A 22,261-nucleotide genomic window follows, 5' to 3' on the forward strand; every position below is an offset into this window, starting at 1 on the left:
AGAAGGCGCATCCTCGGATGCGCCTTTCTTCTATCCGGACTCTACCCACGCTCCACGGTTGCCTAATTTTTGAAGTTCAACCGTTTCTGGGGGACGCATGCTGCAAAATATCAGGGACAATTCACAAGGCTGGATTGCCAAGACCATTATCGGGATCATCGTCGCTTTGATGGCGTTCACCGGTATCGAAGCCATTTTCCAGGCTTCGGGTAATAACAAGCAGGACGTGGCCAAGGTCAACGGTGAACAAATCACCCAGACCGAGCTGAGCCAGGCTGTCGATATGCAACGGCGCCAGCTGATGCAACAGTTGGGTAAGGATTTCGATGCTTCCCTGCTCGACGAAAAACTGCTGCGCGATGCTGCCCTCAAGGGCCTGATCGATCGCAAGCTGCTGCTGCAAGGCGCTGCCGATTCCAAGTTCGGCTTCTCGGAAGCTGCGCTGGATCAGGTGATCCTGCAGACGCCGGAATTCCAGGTGGACGGCAAGTTCAACGCCGAACGCTTTGACCAGGTGATCCGCCAGCTGGGCTATAGCCGCATGCAATTCCGTCAGATGCTGACCCAGGAAATGCTGATCGGCCAGGTTCGCGCAGGCATCGCCGGCAGCGGGTTTGTGACCGACGCCGAGGTGCTGGCATTTGCCCGTCTGGAAAAACAGACCCGCGATTTCGCCACCGTCAACATCAAGGCTGATCCCGCGGCGGTGAAACTCACCGACGATGAGGTCAAAGCCTACTACGACCAGCACGCCAAAGAGTTCATGACCCCGGACCAAGTGGTCATCGACTATCTGGAATTGAAGAAGTCTTCCTTCTTCGACCAGGTGACTGTCAAGGACGATGAGCTGCAGGCTGCCTACGAGAAGGAAACCGCCAACCTCGCTGAACAGCGTCGTGCCGCGCATATCCTGATTGAAGTCAACGACAAGGTCACCGAGGCGCAAGCCAAGGCCAAGATCGAAGACATCCAGGCGCGCCTGGCCAAGGGTGAGAAGTTCGAAGCTCTGGCCAAGGAGTTCTCCCAGGATCCAGGTTCGGCCAACAATGGCGGCGACCTCGGTTTTGCTGGCCCTGGTGTTTACGACCCGGACTTCGAAACCGCCTTGTACGGCTTGAAGCAAGACCAGGTGTCGGCGCCGGTGCGCACCACCTTCGGTTGGCACCTGATCAAGTTGCTGGGCGTTGAAGCGCCTGAAGTGCCATCGTTCGCCAGCCTGAAAGACAAGCTGACCCGCGAACTCAAGGCACAGCAGGTTGAACAGCGTTTTGTCGAAGCGACCAAGCAATTGGAAGATGCGGCATTCGAAGCCTCTGACCTGGCTCAGCCGGCGTCTGACCTGAAGCTGACCGTCCATACCTCCGCGCCGTTTGGCCGCGAAGGTGGCGAAGGTGTAGCGGCCAACCGTGCCGTGGTCACTGCCGCATTCAGCCCGGAAGTGCTGGATGAAGGTGCCAACAGCAGCGCCATCGAACTGGACCCGGAAACCATCATCGTGCTGCGTGCCAAGGAGCATCTCAAGCCGGCCCAACTGCCGCTCGAGAAGGTCGAGGCGGCCATTCGCACCCAGATGACCAAGGAGCGCGCAAGCGCTGCTGCCAAAGCCCGTGCCGACGAGTTGATCGCCAGCCTGCGTGATGGCAAGACCGCGCTGGACCAGCCGGTTGACGGTCAGGCTTGGAAGGTGACTGAGGCGGCTACCCGTGGTCAGGAGTCTATCGACCCGGCCGTGCTGCAAGCCTTGTTCCGCATGCCTAAGCCGGCGGCCAAGGACAAGCCTACCTTTACCACCGTGACCCTGCGCGATGGCAGCCTGATGATCGTGCGCTTGAACGGCGTGAACGAAGCGGCGGCCCCTACGGACGAAGAAAAGGCGCAATACCGCCGCTTCCTCGCTTCCCGTATTGGCCAGCAGGACTTCGCGGCCTACCGCAAGCAGCTGGAAACCCAGGCAGACATCAAGAAGTACTGATGCCGGCCTGAATAAAAAGACCCCGACCTGAAAAGGCCGGGGTCTTTTTTTGCCCTTGATAAAGCGGCTACTCAGTTAAATGGGACTGTCACTGTGGCGAGGGAGCTTGCTCCCGTTGACTGCGCAGCAGTCCCAGCTTTTTAGGGCCGCTTCGCGACCCAGCGGGAGCAAGCTCCCTCGCCACAGGTTAGTGCTCTGCCTCAGATAGGCTTGGCAGCAAACTTGAGCTTGCCCCACGTCAACCCGATCACCGCCGCCAGGGTTGAAGCCGCCAATACGCTCAGCTTCGCAGCCGACAGCAGGGCCGGGTCGGAAAATGCCAGGGACGAGATAAAGATCGACATGGTGAAACCGATCCCCGCCAACAGCCCTACCAGGCCAACGCCCGTCCAGTTCACACCGTCCGGCAGCTTGCAGATGTTGAGCTTGACCAGCGCCAGGCTCGCCAGCATCACGCCCAGAGGCTTGCCGAGCACAAGGGCGAAGACGACACCCATAAATACGCCATGGGCCAGCGGGTCATCCAGATTGAAACCGTCCAGGCTCACACCGGCGTTGGCCAATGCAAACAGCGGCATTACGCCGAACGCGACCCAGGGGTGCAGCGCCGATTGAACACGCTGCACTGGCGGCAGTATTTCCCGTTGAGCTTCGCGCAATTGTTTGAGGGGCGTGGCGACTTGCTGGGCCCCTTCGGCTGGCTGCGAGAACCGGTCCATCAGCTCGTTGAAGGTGCGTTCGATGGTTTCCAGCGGGCGTTCCCGGGTGGGCTTGGAATTGACGGGGGTCATCAAGCCAAGGATCACCCCGGCGAGTGTTGGGTGCACGCCGGTCTTGAGCAGGCCAAACCACACGATAGCGCCTGGCAGCAGGTAGATCGCCGCCTTGCTGATGCCCATGCGTTGGAACACCAACACCAGGGCCAGCCCGCCGACAGCAATCACCAAGCCCATGTAGTCGAGGCTGGCGGTGAAAAAGATCGCGATGATCAGAATCGCCACGATGTCATCGATGATCGCCAAGGCCAGCAGCAGGATGCGCACGCCACTGGGAATCGATTTGCCCAGCAGCGCGAGCACGCCCACGGCAAAGGCGATGTCGGTCGCGGTGGGGACCGCCCAGCCACTCGCGGCGGGGGTGCCGTGGTTGAGCAGGGTGTAGATGAGGGCGGGCATCAGCACACCGCCCAACGCCGCGCCCAACGGCAGCGTGGCCAGCTTCAGGTTAGCGAGGGCGCCGTCTTTGATTTCCTGGCGGATCTCGGCACCGACTACCAGAAAGAAAATGGTCATCAGCCCGTCATTCACCAGAAAATGCAGGGAGCGCGACACGCTGTAATCGCCCAGCCCGAGGGTGATGGGCGTGTTCCAGAAATGCTCGTAGGTCGCGGCGGCGGGGCTGTTGGCCCACACCAGCGCGACGATGGCGGCGAGCAGCAGCACGATACCGCTGACGGCTTCGATGTGTGAAAAGCGCTCAAGGGCGGACAGCGCGCCCTCAGTCAAACGTTGGGGGCGGGGAATGGCGGGGTGTTTATCAGGCACGACAAATCTCCATTGGCGGCCCGACCAATGCTTGGCTTTTAACCTGCGCCGTGCTTTATGCAACAACACACCCAGGGGCGATGATAGGAAGGTGAGGAATAAGTTGTAAACAAACTTGTCATCGCGCGGGCAGCGCTTTACCCCGGATTGCACCCAGCGCCAACACGATCAATCCTAGAACTGCCCATGGAAATGCCACGACGCCCCAACGTTCGAGCAAGAGCCCGCCCACTAATCCACCTCCCGCGATGCCCAGGTTCCATACCGTAACCAACATCGATTGGGCGGCATCGGCCGAGTTGCCAGCCGACTTGGCCAGCGCGGTTTGCAATAGCGCTGGGAGGCCACCGAAGGCGAGCCCCCACAACGCCACGCTGACGTAAATGGCGACTACGCAGTTGAACCATAGTCCGAGCAGCAGGGCCGCAACGGCGAACATCGCGCAACTGATGAGGGTCAGCAGCCTCAGGTGCTGATCAATCCAGATGCCTACCAGCCAAATGCTCAGCAGGGCCATCAGGCCGAACACCAGCAGCACGCGATCAATCTCGCGGCCGATACCGGCGGGCACTAGCAAAGGGGCGATGTAGGTATAGAGAATGTTATGCGCGAGCACGTAGGTAAAGGTCACCCAGAGCACCGGCCGGATGCCTGGCAACGCCAGTACCTGACGTAAGCCGAGGCGTTTGCTTGGCGGTTCACCGGCAAAATCCGGCAGTTGCCAACGCGCCCATACCAGCAGTAACAGGGTCAGGCCAGTCATGATGGCAAAACTGGCGCGCCATCCGACAAGCGTGCCCAGCAGGGTGCCGGCGGGCACGCCGAGGGACAAGGCCAGCGGCGCACCCAGCATGGCCACGGCAATCGCCCGGCCCTGCAGATGAGGTGCGACCATACGACTGGCGTAACCCGCCAACAAGGCCCACAGCAAGCCAGCGAACACACCGGCGAAAAATCGTGCAGCCAAGGTCAAGCCATAGTGGCTGGAGAACGCGGTGACGCTGTTAACCAATGCAAAACCGCCGATGGCGATCAACAGTAGCGGCCGCCGGCGCCAACCCCGGGTCAGCAATGTCAGGGGGATAGCAGCAAGCAACGAGCCGAGCGCATAGAGGGTCACCAGTTGCCCGACCAGGGCCTGGGAGACCCCAAGCCCAGCACCGATTTGCGGTAATAAGCCGGCGGGCATCGCCTCGGTCAGGATGGTGATAAAGCCGGCGCAGGCCAACGCCAGCAGACCGGCCAGGGGCAGGCGTTCAGCGTGGGGCGCTGTATCGACCAATAGGGGACTGTCGTTCATGGGCGCTCTCCTTGAAAGGGCAAGGAGCCAGGGTAGGGGGCTGCGAGGCGCGGAAAAACAGGCTAAGGTTCCGAACTTATCGGACGTTGATGTCCGCAATCGGTAAAGGCATCACCATGGACAATCTGGGCAGCCTCTCGGTTTTTGTGCAGGTCGCGCAAACCCTCAGCTTTACCGCTGCGGGCCGCGTACTGGGCGTGTCATCGTCGGCGGTGGGTAAAAGCATTGCGCGGATGGAGGAGCGCCTGGGCGTCAGGTTGTTTCATCGCAGCACCCGCAGTATCACCCTGACCAGCGAGGGCGCGCTGTTCCTGGAGCGTTCGCGGCGCATCCTGGCGGAACTGGAGGCGGCCGAACAGGAGTTGACTGAGGTCACTGCCAGCCCTCGCGGCAAGCTGCGGATCAGTGTGCCCCAAGTGCGCGGCTTGTTGATGCCGGTGATCAGCGATTTTATGCGCGCCTACCCGGACATTGAGTTGGATGTGGATTTTTCCGACCGCATGGTGGACGTGATAGAGGAGGGCTTCGACGCGGTGATTCGCACCGGCAAGCCAGAAGATTCGCGCTTGATGGTGCGCCATCTAGGGCATTACCAGTTGGTTCTCGTCGGTACGCCCGGCTATTTCGACCAGCATGGTACGCCCCATCGGCCACAGGACCTGAATCATCACGCCTGCCTGCGGCACAAATTCTGCGCCACCGGCAAGCTGGAGCCCTGGCCACTGCGTCCTGTCCCGGGGGCTGCGGAACTGAACCTGCGCGCACCGCTGGTCAGCACCACCATCGAGTCCCTCAATCATGTGGTGCAAGAAGGACTGGGCATTGCGTGCCTGCCGGACTACATGGTCAACCAGGCCGTACAACATGGGCGTTTGCGACGGGTGCTGGATGAGCACCTCGAACATCGCGGCAGTTTCTGGTTGCTGTGGCCGGCCAGTCGCCATGCTTCGGCCAAGCTGCGGGCCTTTATCGATCATATGTGCGCCGGGCTTTTTCCTACTGACGCCGCTGTCTGAGCTTGAGATGTTTTACCGACAGGAATCGCGCTTCAATGTCGCGTTCTGTTGCACAATACCGTCCGGACCGTTTTCTTCAGGATTTTCAATGTCGACATCATTTCACTTGCGCAATCTCGGGTTGGCGCTGGTGCTGGCGGGCGCCGCGGGCTGCTCGTCACCCAAGACCGCTATCTATGAACATGAGAATTTCGACGATTCCGGTACGTTTTCCCGCGATTACCCGGTCAGCGATGTGGCGGCCTGTGAAGCTGCGCGCCGTGCCCTGCTGAGCCAGGGCTACATTATCACCAGCAGCGATCCGAAACTGGTGGCCGGCAACAAGAGTTTCCAGCAGACCGGCGAGACCCACCTGCAGATCAGTTTCAATGTGGTGTGCGCTGCTGATGGCAAGGGCAGCAATCACTCGACGATGTTTGCCAACGCCTTGCAGGACCGCTATGCGCTGAAGAAGGTCAACAACTCCGCGAGCCTCGGTGTGGGCGTGCTGGGCTCGGTGTCGATGCCGATTGGCTCCACCGACGACTCGATGGTGAAGGTGGCAAGCGAGACCGTCTCGGCACCGAAGTTCTACGAGCGTTACTTTGCGTTGGTGGACGTGTTCCTGCCGCAGGAGGTCAAGCAGGCCGAGCATATACCCGAGCAGCCCAAGGCTGACCTGGGCGTGCCTGAACCCAAGGCCGCTCCGGCACCCGAGAAGGTCGAAGCGCCGAAGGAGGTGCCTGTAGCGCCTGCCGCTGCAGAGCCGCTTGCGCCGCCACCTGAGGCTGCACCGATTGCACCGGTGACAGAGCCCGCTCCGGTTGCGCCGGCGCCGACTGATCCTGCCTTGCCGGCCCCGACAGAAGCGATTCCACCGCTTCCGATGCCTGCGCAATAACGCAATGCTCTTCTACTGTTGGAGCGGGCTTGCTCGCGAATACGGCGTAACAGTCGCCAGGTGTGTTGAATGACACACCGCTTTCGCGAGCAAGCCCGCTCCCACATTTTGACCGAGGTTGCGGTTAAGTTAAATCCAGTGATCGCCGCTACGTTTAATCCTGAAGAGCAGGAATGTCACGACGTCGACATTTTTTCGTCATGACGGCACTTTAGGCTGGGTTCGCAGGTCATTAATCTGCAAACGCTTTCAACACGAAAAGGAGTCCACCATGGACGATTACCAGGAAGAGCTGCTGGAGTACCAGGCATTCGAATTGGACCCGCTGGATCCGGTCGACGATGCCACCGAGCTGTAACGCTGACTTCAGGCGGAATGCCGCTGACTGCGGCGAAATTCCCCTGGGGTCTGGTTGTTCCAGCGTCTGAAGGCCCTTTGGAAGGCTTGGGCCGAAGCAAAACCGAGCAAGTAGGCGATCTCGCCGAACGCCAGTTCCGTATCGCGAATGTAGGTCATGGCCAGGTCGCGACGGGTGTCATTGAGGATCGCGCGAAACTGCGTGCCTTCCTCGGCCAGTTTGCGCCGCAATGTCCAGGTTGGCAGCTTCAAGCGTGCCGCCACTTCCTCCAGGTCGGGTTCCCGGCCGCCATTGAGCATCGGCCCGAGCAAACGGGTAATGCGCTCGCGCAGGCTGCGGGTGCGGGTCAATTGCTCTAATTCCCTTTCACACAGCTGTAGCAACAGGTGCCAGGTGCTTGGGCAATGCTGCGGGTTGCGCAGCGCCAGGGTGGGTTGGCTGAGGCGCAGTTGATTGACCTCGGCGCCGAAGTGGACCACGCCCTCTCCCAACACCCTGTAGTGTTCGTGGTAGTCCGGCGCGTCGAATTCGATTTCAATCCGCTGGGCCTGCACCGGCTGTTGGGCCAGGCCAGACAATTGCTGCAGCCAGCCGGCGATGATCGAATCCACCACAAAGCGGTTGTAGGCGTTATAGGGGCTGATGGAATAAAACCGCAGCCACGCGCCTTCAGCGTCTTCATGAAAGCTTGATTGCCCGCGATAGTTGGAGCCGTACAGCGCTTCAAAGCGTGTGAGCGTGCGCGCCGCTTCGCGCACTGTAGGCGCTTGAGCGGCAGTGACGCCGGCAAGACCAGCCTGGCTCAAGCGGCTGAGCTGGCCCATACGCAGGCCCAGGCCGGGGTTGCCGGTCAGTTGGATGGCCGCGTGGCCCAGGCGCATGTAGCGCGGGATCGACAAGCGTGCGCCGGCCTCAGCCAGGCGAGCTGGATCAAGGCCGTATTGCAGCAGCAGGGGCTGTGGGTCCAGGCCGTGGCTGTGGATGGCGTCGGCCAGGGTGTGCACGAAGCCCACCGACAGATCCCCCAGGCGCACCGGCTTCAAGGCGCTACAGCCAGATATTCAGCAAGCGCGCACCACGGGCGTCGCCATCGGCGAAGACTTGCCCATTGCGGCTGAGAAAACTCTGGCCGGCGCTGCCCAGGTCCCAGAATTGCCCGCGCAGAAAGACGCTCATGCCCGCGGTGGCTTCGCTGACAGGTGGCTGGCTGATCAGGGTAAGACGACGCCAGGCCGCGCCCTCACTGGTTTCTTCGGGCTTGAGGCTCACTTCTGAGGGCGTAGATACGCTCTTGAAACCGCGCCACGGACGCTCCCAGGTATCGCGGCCGGTGACAAAAGCGGGTACCGCGATCAATTGCGCGCCTTGCTCGTTGAGCTTGCGGTAGTTGTCCGGGTACCAGCTGTCGCTGCCGACCAGGATGCCCAGGCGCCCGGCGGGGGTGTCGACAACGTTGACGACATGCTCATCGCCCGGCTCGATAAAGCCACGCTCATCGTAGATCGGGTAAAGCTGGCGCTGCGGCTGGCCCAGCGGCAAGCCGTCGGCGGCAAACACCACGCTGACGTTGTACAGCGCGCCGTGGCCGATCTCCAGTTGTCCCTGGATCACGCTTGGGTTGGGCAGGGCGATGGAGCCGGCCACCAGGGTCACACCAAATTCTTTGGCGAGGCCGCCAAACAACACTTGATAGTCGCGGGCCATGGCCGGGGCTTTCATGCGCAGGTATGCATCGTCCATGCGGTTGTCGCCGGTGGCGCTGATCCAGGCTTTGGCAAATTGCAGCGGGTTGCTGATCGACAGCCAGTTCATGGCGTCCTTGAGGTGAGCGGCCTGGTACAGCTCATTCTTCTCTGCGCCGAGCATCAGCCAGGTGCCGATATGTTCCGGCAGCACCACCACGGTCTTGGCATTGATCAGCCCAAGGTCCCGGGCATTTTGCAGGTAGGCCGACAGCTTCAGGTGCAGGCGTTCCAGGCTTTGGTAATCAGCAGGGAACAGTTCCGGCTGGATGCCCAGCAGGTTGCCCCGGTCGGCGGGTTCGCCCTCGTTGACGGCGAGGGTGATGCGCAGGTCGGACAGGTAATGCGCCACGGGGCGCTCCTGGGTCCAGACCAAGTACGCGGCGAGGGAGGCAACCAGGGCCATGATGACGGTGAACGCTAGAAGTTTACGCATGGGGCAACAGACAACAGACCAGGTGCAGGGTTCGCGACTAGGGTAGGGCCCATGGCGTGGCTTGCCAAGGGGCGCTGTGCATTTGGATCAATAACTTGTCAGTTTCAGTCATTGAGCCGTGGTCCACCGCCTCTTAGTCTGTGGGACATAAACCGATGGCACGCCGTTCGAGCGCGCCACGTCCCGTGATGATCCGTTGTGGAGCTGTACCATGACCGCTGCTGCCTACCCGCACCTGCTGGCCCCGTTAGACCTGGGTTTTACCACCTTGCGCAACCGTACCCTGATGGGCTCGATGCACACTGGCCTGGAAGAAAAGCCCGGCGGTTTCGAGCGTATGGCCGCTTACTTTGCCGAGCGTGCCCGTGGCGGCGTGGGCCTGATGGTCACCGGCGGTATCGGCCCCAATGACGAGGGCGGCGTGTACGCCGGTGCAGCCAAGCTGACCACCGAAGAAGAGGCGCGCAAGCACAAGATCGTCACCCAGGCCGTGCACGACGCGGGTGGCAAGATCTGCATGCAGATCCTCCACGCCGGGCGTTACGCCTACAGCCCCAAGCAGGTGGCACCGAGCGCTATCCAGGCGCCCATCAACCCGTTCAAGCCCAAGGAATTGGATGAAGAGGGCATCGAAAAGCAGATCCAGGATTTTGTCACCTGCTCGCTGCTGGCCCAGGTCGCCGGGTATGACGGCGTCGAAATCATGGGTTCCGAAGGCTATTTCATTAACCAGTTCCTTGCCGCCCACACCAACCATCGCACCGACCGTTGGGGCGGCAGCTTTGAAAATCGCATGCGCCTGGCGGTGGAAATCGTGCGCCGGGTACGCGAAGCCGTAGGCCCGAACTTCATTATCATCTTCCGCCTGTCGATGCTCGACCTGGTGGAAGGCGGCAGCGTCTGGGAAGAAATCGTGCAGTTGGCCAAAGCCATCGAACAGGCCGGCGCGACGCTCATCAACACCGGTATCGGCTGGCACGAAGCCCGCATCCCGACCATCGCCACCAAGGTACCTCGTGGTGCGTTCAGTAAAGTCACGGCCAAATTGCGCGGTTCGGTACAGATCCCGCTGATCACCACCAACCGCATCAACACTCCGGAAATTGCTGAGCAGATCCTGGCCGAAGGCGACGCCGATATGGTCTCGATGGCGCGGCCGTTTCTCGCCGACCCCGAGTTCGTCAACAAGGCCGCTGCCGGGCGCGCTGATGAGATCAATACCTGCATCGGCTGCAACCAGGCCTGCCTGGACCACACCTTTGGCGGCAAGCTCACCACCTGCCTGGTCAACCCGCGGGCGTGCTACGAAACCGAACTCAATTACCTGCCGGTCAAGCAGATCAAAAAGGTCGCGGTCGTCGGCGCAGGCCCCGCGGGTCTGGCCGCTGCCACCGTGGCCGCCGAGCGCGGACATCAAGTGACCTTGTTCGACTCGGCCAGCGAGATCGGCGGCCAGTTCAATATCGCCAAGCGCGTGCCGGGCAAGGAAGAGTTCTTCGAGACCCTGCGTTATTTCAAGCGCAAATTGCAGACCACCCACGTCGAGCTGTGCCTCAACACCCGTGTGGACGTTGCGCAACTGGTAGCGGGTGGTTATGACGAGGTGATCCTGGCCACCGGCATCGCACCGCGTACCCCGGCGATTCCCGGTGTCGACAACGCCAAGGTCCTGAGTTACCTGGACGTGATCCTTGAGCGCAAGCCGGTGGGCAAGCGCGTGGCGGTGATCGGCGCCGGTGGCATCGGTTTTGACGTGTCTGAATTCCTCGTGCACCAAGGCGTCTCCACCAGCCTGGATCGAGAGGCGTTCTGGAAAGAATGGGGCATCGACACCCAACTGCAAGCCCGTGGCGGCGTGGCCGGGATCAAACCCGAGCGCCATGCACCGGCCCGTGAAGTGTTCCTGCTGCAACGCAAGGCTTCCAAGGTGGGCGACGGCCTGGGCAAGACCACGGGCTGGATCCACCGCACCGGCTTGAAGAACAAGCAGGTGCAGATGCTCAACAGCGTTGAGTACCTGAAGATCGACGATGAAGGCTTGCATATCCGCATCGGCGCTGAGGGCGAGCCGCAAGTCCTGGCGGTGGACAATATCGTCATCTGCGCCGGCCAGGACCCGCTGCGCGAATTGCACGACGGCCTGGTCGCGGCCAACCAGAACGTGCACCTGATCGGCGGCGCCGATGTGGCGGCCGAACTGGACGCCAAGCGCGCCATCAACCAGGGCTCGCGCCTGGCGGCCGAGTTGTAAGGCGACAATAGGGGCGGTGTTAGACTACCGCCCCTTTTTTCATGCAGATGCGCCCACATGGGTCCTTTCGACTGGCTGCCCCACGCGCCCCTTGAATCTTTGCAGCTGGATTGGCTGAACGGCGTCGAGCTGGCCGTGCTGCGCCTGGACCGTATCGATCCGCTGATCAGCGGCAACAAGTGGTTCAAGCTCACCGAGCACTTGGCCCAGGCTCGCGATGCCGGAGCGTCAGGTATTATCAGCCTCGGCGGAGCCTACTCCAATCATCTGCACGCATTGGCGGCCGCGGGCAAGCGCTTTGATTTCCCCACCGTCGGCCTGTTGCGCGGCCATCCTCAAGACACACCCACGGTGCTCGACCTCAAGGCCTTCGGCATGCAACTGCATTGGCTCGGTTATGGCGGCTATCGCGCACGCCACGAGCCGGGCTTTTGGCTGCCTTGGCGCGAACAATATCCCCACCTCCATCCGATACCTGAAGGCGGCGGTGGGCTGGCCGGTGCGCAGGGCTGTGGCGTGTTGGTCGAGCAGGCGCGGGCGCAGTTGGGCAGCGTCGGTTGGACCGATTACGACGCCTGGTGGCTGGCGGCAGGTACCGGCACGACAGTGGCGGGGCTGGCACTGGCGGAGGCGGGTGCGCATCGGGTGTATGGTGCTCTGGCGGTGCCGGATGATCACGGTGTAGCGCAGAACGTGAGTGCCATCGTGCAGGACGGCTATACATTGCTGGACGCCAGTCGCGGTGGCTTTGCCAAGGTCGATCCGCTGTTGCTGGACTTCATCCAGTGCACCGAGCAAGCATGCGGTCTACCGTTGGAACCGGTCTACACCGGCAAGGCGCTGCTGGCATTGAAACAGCAGGTCGAGGCCGGACGCTTTGCCCCCGGCACGCGCCTGATCTTCATCCACACCGGCGGCCTGCAAGGCCGCCGAGGCTTCAGCGACTGACGCAAACCCCTTGTGGGAGCGGGCTTGCCTGCGAAAGCGGTAGTGCAGTAGGAGATACTGTGGCTGACACACCGCCTTCGCGGGCAAGCCCGCTCCCACAAGGGAGTTGCGCTTAACTGATGGCCTGAGTTCAGTCGATGAATGGGTTGGCTTAAAGCCTCCTCCCACCCGGCATCATGCGCAGCGCCGTGTTATCGCGCACCACATAGTGATGAAAGATCCCCGCCAGTGCATGCAGCCCGATCAACCAATAACCGACCTGGGCGAACAGCACATGCCAGCCTTCAATCTCCTCGGCCAGCGCCTTGTTTTCCGCGATCAGCGGCGGCAATTCCATTCCATAGAACATCACCGAATGCCCTTTGGCACTGACGATCAACCAACCGGCAATCGGCAACCCGATCATCAACGCATACAGCGCCCAGTGCATCAGCTTCGCCAGCAGATTCTGCCATTGCGGCGGTGCCGGCACGATCTTCGGCGCCACCCCCAGGCTGCGTGCGAACAGGCGCAGCCATACCAGCACAAACACGGTAAGGCCGAGCATAAAGTGCATTTCCACAATCAGCGTGCGTGCGCCGCTGCCTTTGGGGAATTGCCCGCGCAGTTCAATGCAGGCGTAGACCACCGCCAGCAGCACCACCATCAACCAGTGCAACGCAATGGACATAGTGCTGTAGCGCGTATCGGAATTTTTCCACGGCATCGCTGTGTTCCTCACTCATCAGGGCATACCTCCATTCTTTAGCGATGGAGTGCATTAACTGTATGCCTGTTTTGAGCGCTGCGCTTGTTGCCAATGCCCTTGTCTTGACTTCGGTCAGTAGGCCTGCGGCATTTCCCCGCGGGCCAGGCGCTGGTTGATGTCACTGATGACCCGTGGCAGATCGGTGATGGTGTCAATCAGGTAGTGTGGACGTGAAGCTTCGAACATCGCCTCGATGCGCTGGCGCTCGCTGGCCAGTGTGTCGCTGTCCAGGGCGCGGAATTGCTCGTAGGTGAGGCCCAGCGCGTTGCCCGAGCAGGTCAGGGCCACGGTCCACATGCCGGCACGTCGGCCTTCGAGAATGCCCGGCACGGTGTCGTCGACCTTCACGCAGGCGGCCACATCATCAATGCCCAGGGCGATCACGTTGGCCAGTGCCTGGGCCGGCCAAGGGCGACCGTTGGGGACTTCGTCGGTAGCCACGACGTGGTCGGCGACATAGCCGTTGGTGGCGGCCAGGGCCACGACCTTGTCCATCACCTGCTTGGGGTAGCCAGAGCAGGAGCCGATCTTGATGCCTTGGCCGCGCAGGGCGGCGATGGTGTCGAGGGCGCCGGGGATCAGGGCCGAGTGTTCAGCGATCTTCTCGATCTGCAGCGGCATGAAGCGCTGGTAGATGGCGGTCACGTCGTCGTCGGTCGGCGAGCGGCCGAACGCCTTGCGGTAGCGTTCGGCAACCTGCGGCTGGTCGCAGAGGGTACGGATATGGTCCCACTTGCCCATGCCCATCGGGCCACGGGCTTCCTCGATAGACACCTGCACGTCGAACTCGGCGAAGGCCTCGACAAAAATCTGCGTGGGGGCGAAGGAGCCGAAATCGACTACGGTGCCGGCCCAGTCGAGGATAACGGCCTGGAGGGTGTTGGGGTTTTGATAGTTCATGGTTCAGATCCTGTGGGTAATGACATTCATCTATGTAGGAGCGAGCTTGCTCGCAAAAAACATCCAGGCACCGCGTTGACTCAGGATGCCCGCGTTATCGTTAACGCTCTTCGCGAGCAAGCTCGCTCCTACACATTTCTTGCAGCACATCGCCGATTGCCTTGACCGCTGCGCGCATGCCGGCTGCGTCGACATGGCCGATGCAGCCCACGCGGAAGGTTTCCACCTGGGTCAATTTGCCGGGGTACAGGATGAACCCCTTGGCCTTGACCCGTTCGTAGAAGTCTTTGAACCGGTAGCGCGGGTGGTCGGGAGCGTGGAAGGTGGCGATGATCGGTGCTTGGATCGCCGCTGGCAGAAAACTGCGCAGGCCCAGTTCGGCCATGCCGTCCAGCAATGCCTGGCAGTTATTCGCATAGCGCTGGTGACGCGCGGGCAGGCCGCCTTCTTCTGCGTATTGCAGCAGCGCCTCATGCAGGGCGGCAACCACGTGGGTCGGCGGGGTGAAGCGCCATTGTCCGGTCTTGGCCATATAGGTGTGCTGGTCGAACAGGTCCATCGCCAGGGAATGGCAGTTGCCCTGGGACGCAGCCAGCGCCGCTTTTTCGGCAAAGACAAAGCCCATCCCCGGCACGCCTTCCAGGCATTTGCCCGAGGCGGCAATCAGCGCGTCGAAGGGGATTTCACGGGCATCAATCGGTAGCGCGCCGAAGGAACTCATGGCGTCGATGATCAGGCGCTTGCCGTGGCGTTTGACCACCTCGGCGATCTGCGGCAACGGATTGAGAATGCCGGTGCTGGTTTCGCAATGGATCAGCGCGACGTGGGTGATGGCGCTGTCGGAGCTCAACAGGCGATCCACATCGGCGGCAGTGGTGGGCTCGTCTTCGGCGGTTTCAAAGGTGCTGAATTCGCGGCCAAGCACCTCGCAGATTTTCGCCAGGCGCTTGCCGTAGGCGCCGTTGATCAACACCAGCACCTTGCCATTGCGGGGAACCAAGGTGCCGATCGCCGCTTCGACGGCGAAGGTGCCGCTGCCTTGCAGCGGCACGCAGTGGTGGCTGTCCGAACCGTTGAGGATCGCCAGCAGCTGCGTGCACACACTGGCTGTGAGCTGGTTGAAGCGGTCGTCCCACGACCCCCAATCCACCATCATCGCCTGGCGGGTGCGGGTCGAGGTGGTCAGGGGGCCGGGGGTCAACAGGATCGGCGCGGCAGTGGGCATGTCAAATCCTCGCAAGGTGTTGGGGTTCAAGCTACGGCGCCTAAATTGCAGTTTGGCTTGTCATCAATCAAATTGTTTGTTGTTATGCGAGCTATCAGTGAGGCCGATAACGATGAACCTTTTTCAACTGCGTGCATTCGATGCCGTGGCCCGCGAGGGCAGTTTTACCCGTGCGGCGGCTCGGCTGTTTATCAGCCAGCCGGCGGTGACCGGGCATATCAAGGCGCTTGAGGAGCACTACCAGATCCCGCTGTTGCGCCGCACCGCCCGCCGGGTGGAGTTGACCGAGGAGGGCGCACGCCTGGCGGCCATCACGCGGGCGATCTTCGGTTTGGTCGACGAGGCGCAAACCATGCTGGAGGCCAACCGCCAGTTGCTCACCGGGCGCCTGGAAGTGGCGGCGGACGGCCCGCATTTGGTCATGCCGATGATCGCCAGCCTGCGCGCGCGCTACCCTGGCATTACCGTGAACCTGCGTTTGGGCAATGCTCAGGAAACCCTGGCGGCGCTGCTGTCCGAACATGCCGATGTGGCGGTGCTCACCGAGGTGGAGCCGCGCAATGGCCTGCACTTGCAACCCCTGGACGAGTCACGGATTTGCGCCTTGGTGCCGGCTGCGCATCCATGGGCCAGGCAGGCCAGCGGTATTGAACTGGCGCAGCTGCATGAGGTGATCATGGTGCTGCGCGAGCCCAGTTCTATCACCCGGCGCACCTTTGATGACGCGTGCCTTGCGGCGAATGTGCAACCCAAAGTGCTGCTGGAACTGGACAGTCGTGAAGCTGTGACCGAAGCGGTGGCGGCAGAGTTAGGGGTGGGCGTGGTGTCGTCGATGGAGGTCAGCCCGGACCCGCGTGTACAGGCGGTACCGATCCTGGGCGATGGCCTGCTGAACCGGCACATGCTCGGCTGCATGGAGCGGCGCCGCTCGCTGCGCTTGATTCAGGCGTTTTTCGAGTTGGCGTGAAGGCTCTCACGCACGATCTCCAGGAAGGTCGCGACCACGCGGCGTGAACTCTGCTCTTTCAGGCACACCAGGGTTTCTTTCATGCGTTGTGTGCAATCGCGGATCGGCATGGCGTATACCCGCGCGTCGGCGCCGAACTCTGCCGCCGACACCACGCCCACGCCAATTCCCACCACCACGGCTTCCCGGGCGGCTTCGCGGCCTTCCACCTGGATGGCCGGGCGAATGCGCAGGCCGGCCTGGCGCATTTCCTGCTCCAGGGTTTGACGGGTGACCGAGCCGGTTTCCCGCAGCACCAGCGGAGTGTTATCGAGGTCGGCCAGGCAGATCGATTCGCGCCCGGCCCAGGCATGGTCACGTGCGACAAAAGCCAGTAGTTGATCGTCGGGCAGCGGCAGTGACAACAGGCGCGGATCATCGACATCGCGCCCCAACAGCGCCAGGTCGGCCTGGTAGTTGTAAAGGCGCGACAGCGACTCATCGGTGTTGCCGGTTTCGATTTTCACGCTGATCCCAGGGTAGCGCTGGCAGAAGCGCGCAATCTGCGGCAGTACGTGCACGGGTGCATCCACCGCCAGGGTAAGGGTGCCGGTGAGCAGGGCGCGCGAATCCTGCAGCAATTCTTCGGCTTCGGCTTCGATCACAAACAGGCGCTGGGTGATGCCCAGCAGGCGCTCACCCAGATCGGTCAGGCGCACCGAGCGCTTGTTGCGGTGGAACAGCAACACGCCGAAGCGCTCTTCCAGTTTGCGCACCTGGTCGGAAATCGCAGGCTGGGTCAGGAACAGGCGTTCGGCCGCCCCGGTAAAACTGCCGTGAATGGCCACCGCATGGAAGGCTTTGAGCTGGGCATGGGAAACCGACATAGCGCGTCCTCTTACAAGCTGGGCTTATATTTGAAATACGATAAATCGATTTTACCTATGAGTCAGCCATTGCTTTCATGCGCCTCAGTCGCCGTAGGTTGAGTCCTACAACCACGGCTGCCATGGGGGCAGGCACACCGCACCCATCTGACCAATACCGCGCTCTCCAAGGCCCGGCATTGCAGTGCTCAACCATAAAAACAACAGGCGTTTTCTTTCGATTCTGCCGGCACACTCACACCTGAGGTCAGAACCACCATGAATATCCCTATGGGTAGCATCAAGCGTTGGCGCGTGCAGATTTTTGCCATCACCTGGCTGGCGTATGCCGCGCTCTATTTCACCCGCAAAGCGTTTTCAGTGGCGAAGCTGGGGATCGGCGACGACCCGAGTTTCCCCCTCGACAAAATGATGATGGCCAACCTGGATGGCCTCTACCTCGCCGCGTATGCCGTAGGCCAGTTCACTTGGGGCATGCTTGCCGACCGCTTTGGACCACGGGTGGTGGTGCTCGGTGGCTTGATGATTTCCGCAGGCGCAGCGCTGGTGATGGGCACCTTTGCCACCTTGCCGATCTTTGTTACCTGCATGTTGGTACAGGGCTTGGCCCAGTCCACTGGCTGGTCGGGGCTGTGCAAGAACCTCGGCAGTTTCTTCCCGGCCCAGCAGCGTGGGCGGGTGCTGGGGTTATGGAGTTCGTGTTACGCGTTCGGCGGATTGGTCGCGTCACCGTTTGCCGGTTGGTGGGCCTATACGCTGATCGGTAGTTGGCATGCGGCGTTTATTTCCAGTGCCGCAGTGGTAGCGGTGGTGGCCGTGCTGTTCTTTATGTTCCAGCGCAATACCCCGCAGGATGTGGGCTTGCCGGCAGTCGAGCCTGAGCCGGTGCTGAGCGCCGAGCAGTTGGCCGCCCAGCAGCGCGTCAGCGTACTCGAACCCCTGCGCGCGATCCTGCGTAACCGCACAGTGTTGACCCTGGGGCTGGCGTACTTCCTGCTCAAGCCGGCGCGCTACGCGATTCTGTTGTGGGGGCCGGTGATCGTCTACGAGCAGATGCCGTCGGTGGGCAAGGTCGGCGCCGCCATCGTGCCCACCGCGTTTGAGTTGGCTGGTTTACTGGGGCCAGTGTTGATCGGCCTGGCCTCCGACAAACTGTTCGGCGCCCGGCGCATGCCCGCCTGTGTGCTGAGCCTGTTGGCGCTGACGGTTGCCCTGGCGCTTTTCATGGGCGCGCTGCACACCGGCAGTGTGGTGCTGGTGATGACGTTGCTGTTTGTCATGGGGCTGACGCTGTATGGGCCCGACTCAATGATCAGCAGCACGGCGGCCATCGACTTCGGCACCGCCAAGGCCGGCGCTACCGCCGCGGGTTTTGTGAACGGCTGCGGTTCGGTGGGGGCGATTCTGGGTGGTTTGCTGCCAGGCTATTTCGATACCGTGACGGTATTTATCGTGTTTGCCGGTGCGGCGCTGTTTTCTTCGTTGGTGCTGATGCCCTACTGGAATGCCAGGCCCGCCGTACTGGCCCAGGCGGGGGATTTTGTGCCGGACCGCAATGCGGTGATCAAACCCTTGCGCACCTGAGTACCCTGGCCGGTTTTTTGGTGGAACGAAGCGTTCTCGCGCTATAAACTCTGCCCCCAAAGCGCCGGCCAGTAGACGTTTCGGCGCGATGGAAATAAGAGAGTGAGTCATGGGCGCACAGTGGAAAGTCAAACATAAAGAAGCGGCAGCCAATGCCAAGGGCAAGATTTTCGGCAAGCTGGTGAAAGAAATCACCATCGCCGCCCGCAACGGCGCCGATACCGCGACCAACGCGCACCTGCGCCTGGTGGTGGAACAGGCCAAAAAAGCCTCGATGCCCAAGGAAACCCTGGACCGCGCAATCAAAAAGGGCGCCGGTCTGCTCGGTGAGACCGTGCAATACCACCGCGTGACCTACGAAGGTTTCGCGCCGCACCAGGTGCCTTTGATCGTCGAGTGCGTGACCGACAACATCAACCGCACCGTGGCGGAAATCCGCGTGGCCTTCCGCAAAGGCCAACTGGGCGCTTCCGGTTCGGTGGCCTGGGATTTCAACCATGTGGGCCTGATCGAAGCATCGCCGGACACGCCGGACGCTGATCCGGAAATGGCCGCTATCGAAGCGGGCGCCCAGGACTTTGAAGAGGGTGAAGAAGGCGCCACCTTGTTCATCACCGAAACCACCGACCTGGATGCTGTGCAGAAGGCCTTGCCGGAGCAGGGCTTCACCGTGCTGTCGGCCAAGCTGGGTTATATCTCCAAGAACCCGGTCAGCGGTTTGACCGATGAGCAGATGGCAGAAGTCGAGGCGTTCCTGGAAGGCCTGGACAACCATGATGATGTGCAGGATATGTTTGTCGGCCTGGCGGGCTGATTTCTACCTGAGTACACGCGGTCAACCTGTGGGAGCGGGCTTGCTCGCGAATGCGGTGTGACAGTCAACAGATGTATTGGCTGTTCCACCGCATTCGCGAGCAAGCCCGCTCCCACATTGGTTTAGTGGTGTTGCATAGATTCGAGCAAGACCTCAATTTCTTCAAAGCCCGGCCGCGCCAGCACATCCGGCTGGCAGCAGCGTTGTTGCAGTGCCTGCAAGCCTTCGTCACTGGCCTCAACCCGCTCCAACAATTCCCCCAGCAACACTCCGAACGCGCGCACTTCAATACGCTGCAGCGCACGGGTTTCCAACGTGTCCGCCGTGGCATGGAAGGAGGCCGCGCCAAAGTCTCCCAGCAAGCAATCACCTTCTGTGTTCCACAAAATATTGTGACCATACAGGTCACCATGGGTAATGCCGTGCCGATGCAGGTGCGCCGCCACCGAAGCAATGCCCCGCGCCATGCGCAGTGCCACGTCCAGGCTGAAACGGGTGGTGGGTGCGTAGACATCCCGCGTGCACGACGCCAGGCTCGGCAGGGCTGCGAGGTTGCGGTAACTGGGGTCGATCAGCTCCATCACCAGGGCGGCCTGGTTATCGGGATGGCCGACGACGCGTCCTTCAACCTTGATCAGGCTGGGATGCAGGCCGGCAGCGATGCAGGCTTGCATTTCATGCAGCGGTGAACCGTCGCTGGTGATGGTGCCCTTGTACAGCTTGACCGCGACCGGCAACGCCCGGGGTTTCCACAGCGCCTTGCGAATAATCCCCGAAGCGCCTTCGCCAAGGACTTCGCCCATGTCCAGTTCCTGCCAGGCGATGTTCGGCGTCGCCTCATCACTGCTCACCTGCACGGCCATTTCCACCGGGTTGCCGGCGTAGGCCAGCCAGGTCAGGCTCGGCAGGGTCAGCAGCCACTGCGGTAGTTGGGTGAGGCGGTTGGAGGCGATGCGGATCAACTCCAGGTTTTGGCACTGGGCCAGGCTTGGCGGCAGGTCGGTCAACTGGTTACCGGCCAACATCAACTTTTGCAGTAACGGGCGCTGACCCAGTTCATCGGGCAATTGGCGGATGCAGTTGTCGGTGAGGATTAGCCAGCGCAATTGTGGCGGCAGGGCAGCGGCGGCTACCTGGCTGATCTGGTTGGCCTTGAAGCCGATCATGCTCAGCTTGGCGCACTGGCCCAGGCATTGCGGCAGTTCGGTAAAGGCGTTGTCCGAACAGAACAGCACGCGCAGGTTCGTCAGGCGGTGCAGGTCGTCGGGCAAGCTGCTCAGGGCGTTGCCGGTGAGGTTGAGGATTTCCAGCGAGTCGGCCAGTTCGAAGATTTCCCGGGGAAACTCGGTCAGCCCGCAGGCCAGGTCCAGGCGCGTAACGCCAGCCAATTGGCCAGCCTTGAGTTGGGCGAGGGTATTCATGCAGGGCGCGGTGCTCGGAAGAGGGCGTAAAAGGCGCTCATGATAGCGGCTCGGACGCGGTTTGCGGGCACAGCGTCTGCAATTGGCGCAGGCGACTGGCGGTGCGGGCGAGGTCGATGGCTTGGCCTTCCAGGCATTTATCCAAGGGCTGATGGCCGATCAGCGTCACTTGCTTGTCCTGGTCGTAGAGCACGTCTACCAGATTGATAAAGCGCTGTTGCACGGCGATGGGGCATTCGGCCAACTGCGGCAGGCCGTCGATGATCCAGTGGTCGAAGTCCTGGCACAACAACAGGTAATCCATGACCGCCGTGAGTTGTTCGCACAGGTCATTGAAGGTGAACGCGATGGTTCGTGCCTGATGGCCTCGGCACGTTAACTGCCGAGTGCCGACCTTCAGGGTTTGCGCCGGGCAATCTGTGGCAGGCAGGCCCAGGCTTTCACGCTGTCCAGCGGTACCTGGCCAGACGTACTGGCCGCCCGTGAAGCGCTGTTGCGCGTGGGCCTGGGCCAGGCTGCGAAAGTCCTGAGGCGCACTGACTTCCAGCACCTCCATGCGCGCGGCGATCAGCTCGATCACCGGTTTGAAACGCTCGTGATACAGCGGATTGGGCAGCAAGCCTTCGGGTGGGTAGTTGGAGGTCACCAACACCAGCACACCGCGCTGGAACAGGGCCTTGAACAAACGGCTGATGAGCATCGCATCGCCGATATCGTGCACATGGAATTCGTCGAAACACAGCACTCGGCAGCCGGCCAGCAGCTCGTCCAGCGTGACGCCCAGAGCATCATCATGTCCGCGGTGCAGGAACATGCCTTGGTGCAGCCGGGCGAAGAAAGTGTGGAAATGCACACGTTGCTTCTCGGCGATGGGCAGTGCCTGGAAAAATCCATCCAGCAGCCAGCTTTTGCCACGCCCCACCGGGCCATGCAGGTACAGGCTGCGCGTGGTCTGGCCGTTGAGCAGGTGTTGAGCTTCGCGATTCAGGGCGGTAATCGCCCGGATTTGCCCATCACTGAGGGTATAGCCCTGTTGTTCGGCCTTTTTTTGAAAATACGCCGGGATAGGCGAGGCGTCCGAGTCGTCGGTTTTTTTACCCAGCAGGCGCTGGAGCAGGGCAAGCACGGCCAAGAATAAACACTCTGTATTACGGTGGTCGCTCACTGTAGGACGCCCGATGCCATTTGACCAATAGTGAAGGGCCCCAAGCCTTGCAAACTGGCACTTTCGCGTTAACTGGCTAACCTCATACACAGTTGTCACCCCTGTATAAGGAATTGGGGCTGTG

18 protein-coding genes are annotated in these 22,261 nt (G+C 61.5%); 8 read left to right on the forward strand and 10 right to left on the reverse strand.

Annotation, left to right across the window (positions count from 1 at the left end; genetic code table 11):
* Positions 1–97: 97 nt before the first annotated feature.
* Positions 98–1,972, forward strand: coding sequence for a SurA N-terminal domain-containing protein (locus MHH62_RS00195; RefSeq protein ID WP_014718987.1), 1,875 nt, complete (start codon positions 98–100; stop codon positions 1,970–1,972).
* A 200-nt stretch (positions 1,973–2,172) separates the two neighbouring features.
* Here MHH62_RS00195 and nhaA read toward each other — a convergent pair whose 3' ends face one another.
* Together nhaA and MHH62_RS00205 are read right to left on the reverse strand one after the other, a co-directional pair.
* Positions 2,173–3,516: a Na+/H+ antiporter NhaA gene (nhaA, locus tag MHH62_RS00200; protein ID WP_103451653.1), complete on the reverse strand. Its 1,344-nt coding sequence runs from the start codon at positions 3,514–3,516 to the stop codon at positions 2,173–2,175.
* 118 nt (positions 3,517–3,634) lie between these two features.
* Positions 3,635–4,816 (reverse strand): MFS transporter, encoded by a 1,182-nt coding sequence (locus MHH62_RS00205; protein ID WP_103451652.1) that lies wholly within the window; start codon positions 4,814–4,816, stop codon positions 3,635–3,637.
* Positions 4,817–4,932: 116 nt separating this feature from the next.
* On the opposite strand from MHH62_RS00205, the gene MHH62_RS00210 reads away from it, so the two are divergent.
* Positions 4,933–5,832 carry a LysR family transcriptional regulator gene (locus MHH62_RS00210; protein ID WP_014718984.1) on the forward strand — a complete coding sequence of 300 codons (900 nt, stop codon included), beginning with the start codon at positions 4,933–4,935 and terminating at the stop codon, positions 5,830–5,832.
* Between the two features lie 88 nt (positions 5,833–5,920).
* On the forward strand, positions 5,921–6,712 hold the full coding sequence (locus tag MHH62_RS00215) for a DUF2242 domain-containing protein (protein WP_014718983.1): 792 nt from the start codon (positions 5,921–5,923) through the stop codon (positions 6,710–6,712).
* Between the two features lie 366 nt (positions 6,713–7,078).
* On the opposite strand, the gene MHH62_RS00220 is transcribed toward MHH62_RS00215, so the two are convergent.
* Positions 7,079–8,113 (reverse strand): AraC family transcriptional regulator, encoded by a 1,035-nt coding sequence (locus MHH62_RS00220; RefSeq protein ID WP_032903443.1) that lies wholly within the window; start codon positions 8,111–8,113, stop codon positions 7,079–7,081.
* Between the two features lie 4 nt (positions 8,114–8,117).
* Complete coding sequence (locus MHH62_RS00225; RefSeq protein WP_019819478.1) at positions 8,118–9,248, reverse strand: nitrilase-related carbon-nitrogen hydrolase; 1,131 nt, start codon at positions 9,246–9,248, stop codon at positions 8,118–8,120.
* 211 nt (positions 9,249–9,459) lie between these two features.
* Here MHH62_RS00225 and MHH62_RS00230 point away from each other — a divergent pair, with 211 nt between their 5' ends.
* Both MHH62_RS00230 and MHH62_RS00235 read left to right on the forward strand, forming a co-directional pair.
* A complete protein-coding gene (locus MHH62_RS00230; RefSeq protein WP_019819476.1) occupies positions 9,460–11,499 on the forward strand; it encodes an NADPH-dependent 2,4-dienoyl-CoA reductase in 2,040 nt (679 codons plus the stop codon).
* A 57-nt stretch (positions 11,500–11,556) separates the two neighbouring features.
* A complete protein-coding gene (locus MHH62_RS00235; protein ID WP_166406085.1) occupies positions 11,557–12,447 on the forward strand; it encodes a pyridoxal-phosphate dependent enzyme in 891 nt (296 codons plus the stop codon).
* Between the two features lie 151 nt (positions 12,448–12,598).
* Here the strand turns inward: MHH62_RS00235 and MHH62_RS00240 are convergent, their stop codons facing one another.
* The 3 genes from MHH62_RS00240 to MHH62_RS00250 all read right to left on the reverse strand — a co-directional run bounded on the left by MHH62_RS00240 (position 12,599) and on the right by MHH62_RS00250 (position 15,320).
* Entirely contained in the window at positions 12,599–13,153 is a 555-nt protein-coding gene (locus MHH62_RS00240; protein WP_014718978.1) for a cytochrome b, read from the reverse strand.
* A 114-nt stretch (positions 13,154–13,267) separates the two neighbouring features.
* On the reverse strand, positions 13,268–14,095 hold the full coding sequence (gene phnX / locus MHH62_RS00245; RefSeq protein WP_200599269.1) for a phosphonoacetaldehyde hydrolase: 828 nt from the start codon (positions 14,093–14,095) through the stop codon (positions 13,268–13,270).
* Positions 14,096–14,195: 100 nt separating this feature from the next.
* Entirely contained in the window at positions 14,196–15,320 is a 1,125-nt protein-coding gene (locus MHH62_RS00250; protein WP_339232205.1) for a 2-aminoethylphosphonate--pyruvate transaminase, read from the reverse strand.
* Positions 15,321–15,432: 112 nt separating this feature from the next.
* On the opposite strand from MHH62_RS00250, the gene MHH62_RS00255 reads away from it, so the two are divergent.
* Complete coding sequence (locus MHH62_RS00255; RefSeq protein WP_014718975.1) at positions 15,433–16,287, forward strand: LysR substrate-binding domain-containing protein; 855 nt, start codon at positions 15,433–15,435, stop codon at positions 16,285–16,287.
* Here the strand turns inward: MHH62_RS00255 and MHH62_RS00260 are convergent.
* Positions 16,263–17,153, reverse strand: a complete 891-nt coding sequence (locus tag MHH62_RS00260) for a LysR substrate-binding domain-containing protein (RefSeq protein WP_014718974.1) — start codon at positions 17,151–17,153, stop codon at positions 16,263–16,265. The genes MHH62_RS00255 and MHH62_RS00260 overlap by 25 nt on opposite strands.
* Positions 17,154–17,411: 258 nt before the next feature.
* Here MHH62_RS00260 and MHH62_RS00265 point away from each other — a divergent pair, with 258 nt between their 5' ends.
* Both MHH62_RS00265 and MHH62_RS00270 read left to right on the forward strand, forming a co-directional pair.
* Positions 17,412–18,737, forward strand: a complete 1,326-nt coding sequence (locus MHH62_RS00265) for an MFS transporter (protein WP_339232206.1) — start codon at positions 17,412–17,414, stop codon at positions 18,735–18,737.
* Positions 18,738–18,846: 109 nt separating this feature from the next.
* Positions 18,847–19,551 carry a YebC/PmpR family DNA-binding transcriptional regulator gene (locus tag MHH62_RS00270; protein ID WP_003192227.1) on the forward strand — a complete coding sequence of 235 codons (705 nt, stop codon included), beginning with the start codon at positions 18,847–18,849 and terminating at the stop codon, positions 19,549–19,551.
* A gap of 122 nt (positions 19,552–19,673) precedes the next feature.
* On the opposite strand, the gene MHH62_RS00275 is transcribed toward MHH62_RS00270, so the two are convergent.
* Positions 19,674–20,972 carry a protein kinase gene (locus tag MHH62_RS00275; RefSeq protein ID WP_339232207.1) on the reverse strand — a complete coding sequence of 433 codons (1,299 nt, stop codon included), beginning with the start codon at positions 20,970–20,972 and terminating at the stop codon, positions 19,674–19,676.
* A gap of 37 nt (positions 20,973–21,009) precedes the next feature.
* Entirely contained in the window at positions 21,010–22,104 is a 1,095-nt protein-coding gene (gene zapE, locus MHH62_RS00280) for a cell division protein ZapE (protein WP_339232208.1), read from the reverse strand.
* Positions 22,105–22,261: the final 157 nt, after the last annotated feature.

The organism is Pseudomonas sp. FSL L8-0168 (assembly GCF_037976155.1).
Taxonomy (GTDB): domain Bacteria; phylum Pseudomonadota; class Gammaproteobacteria; order Pseudomonadales; family Pseudomonadaceae; genus Aquipseudomonas; species Aquipseudomonas paracarnis.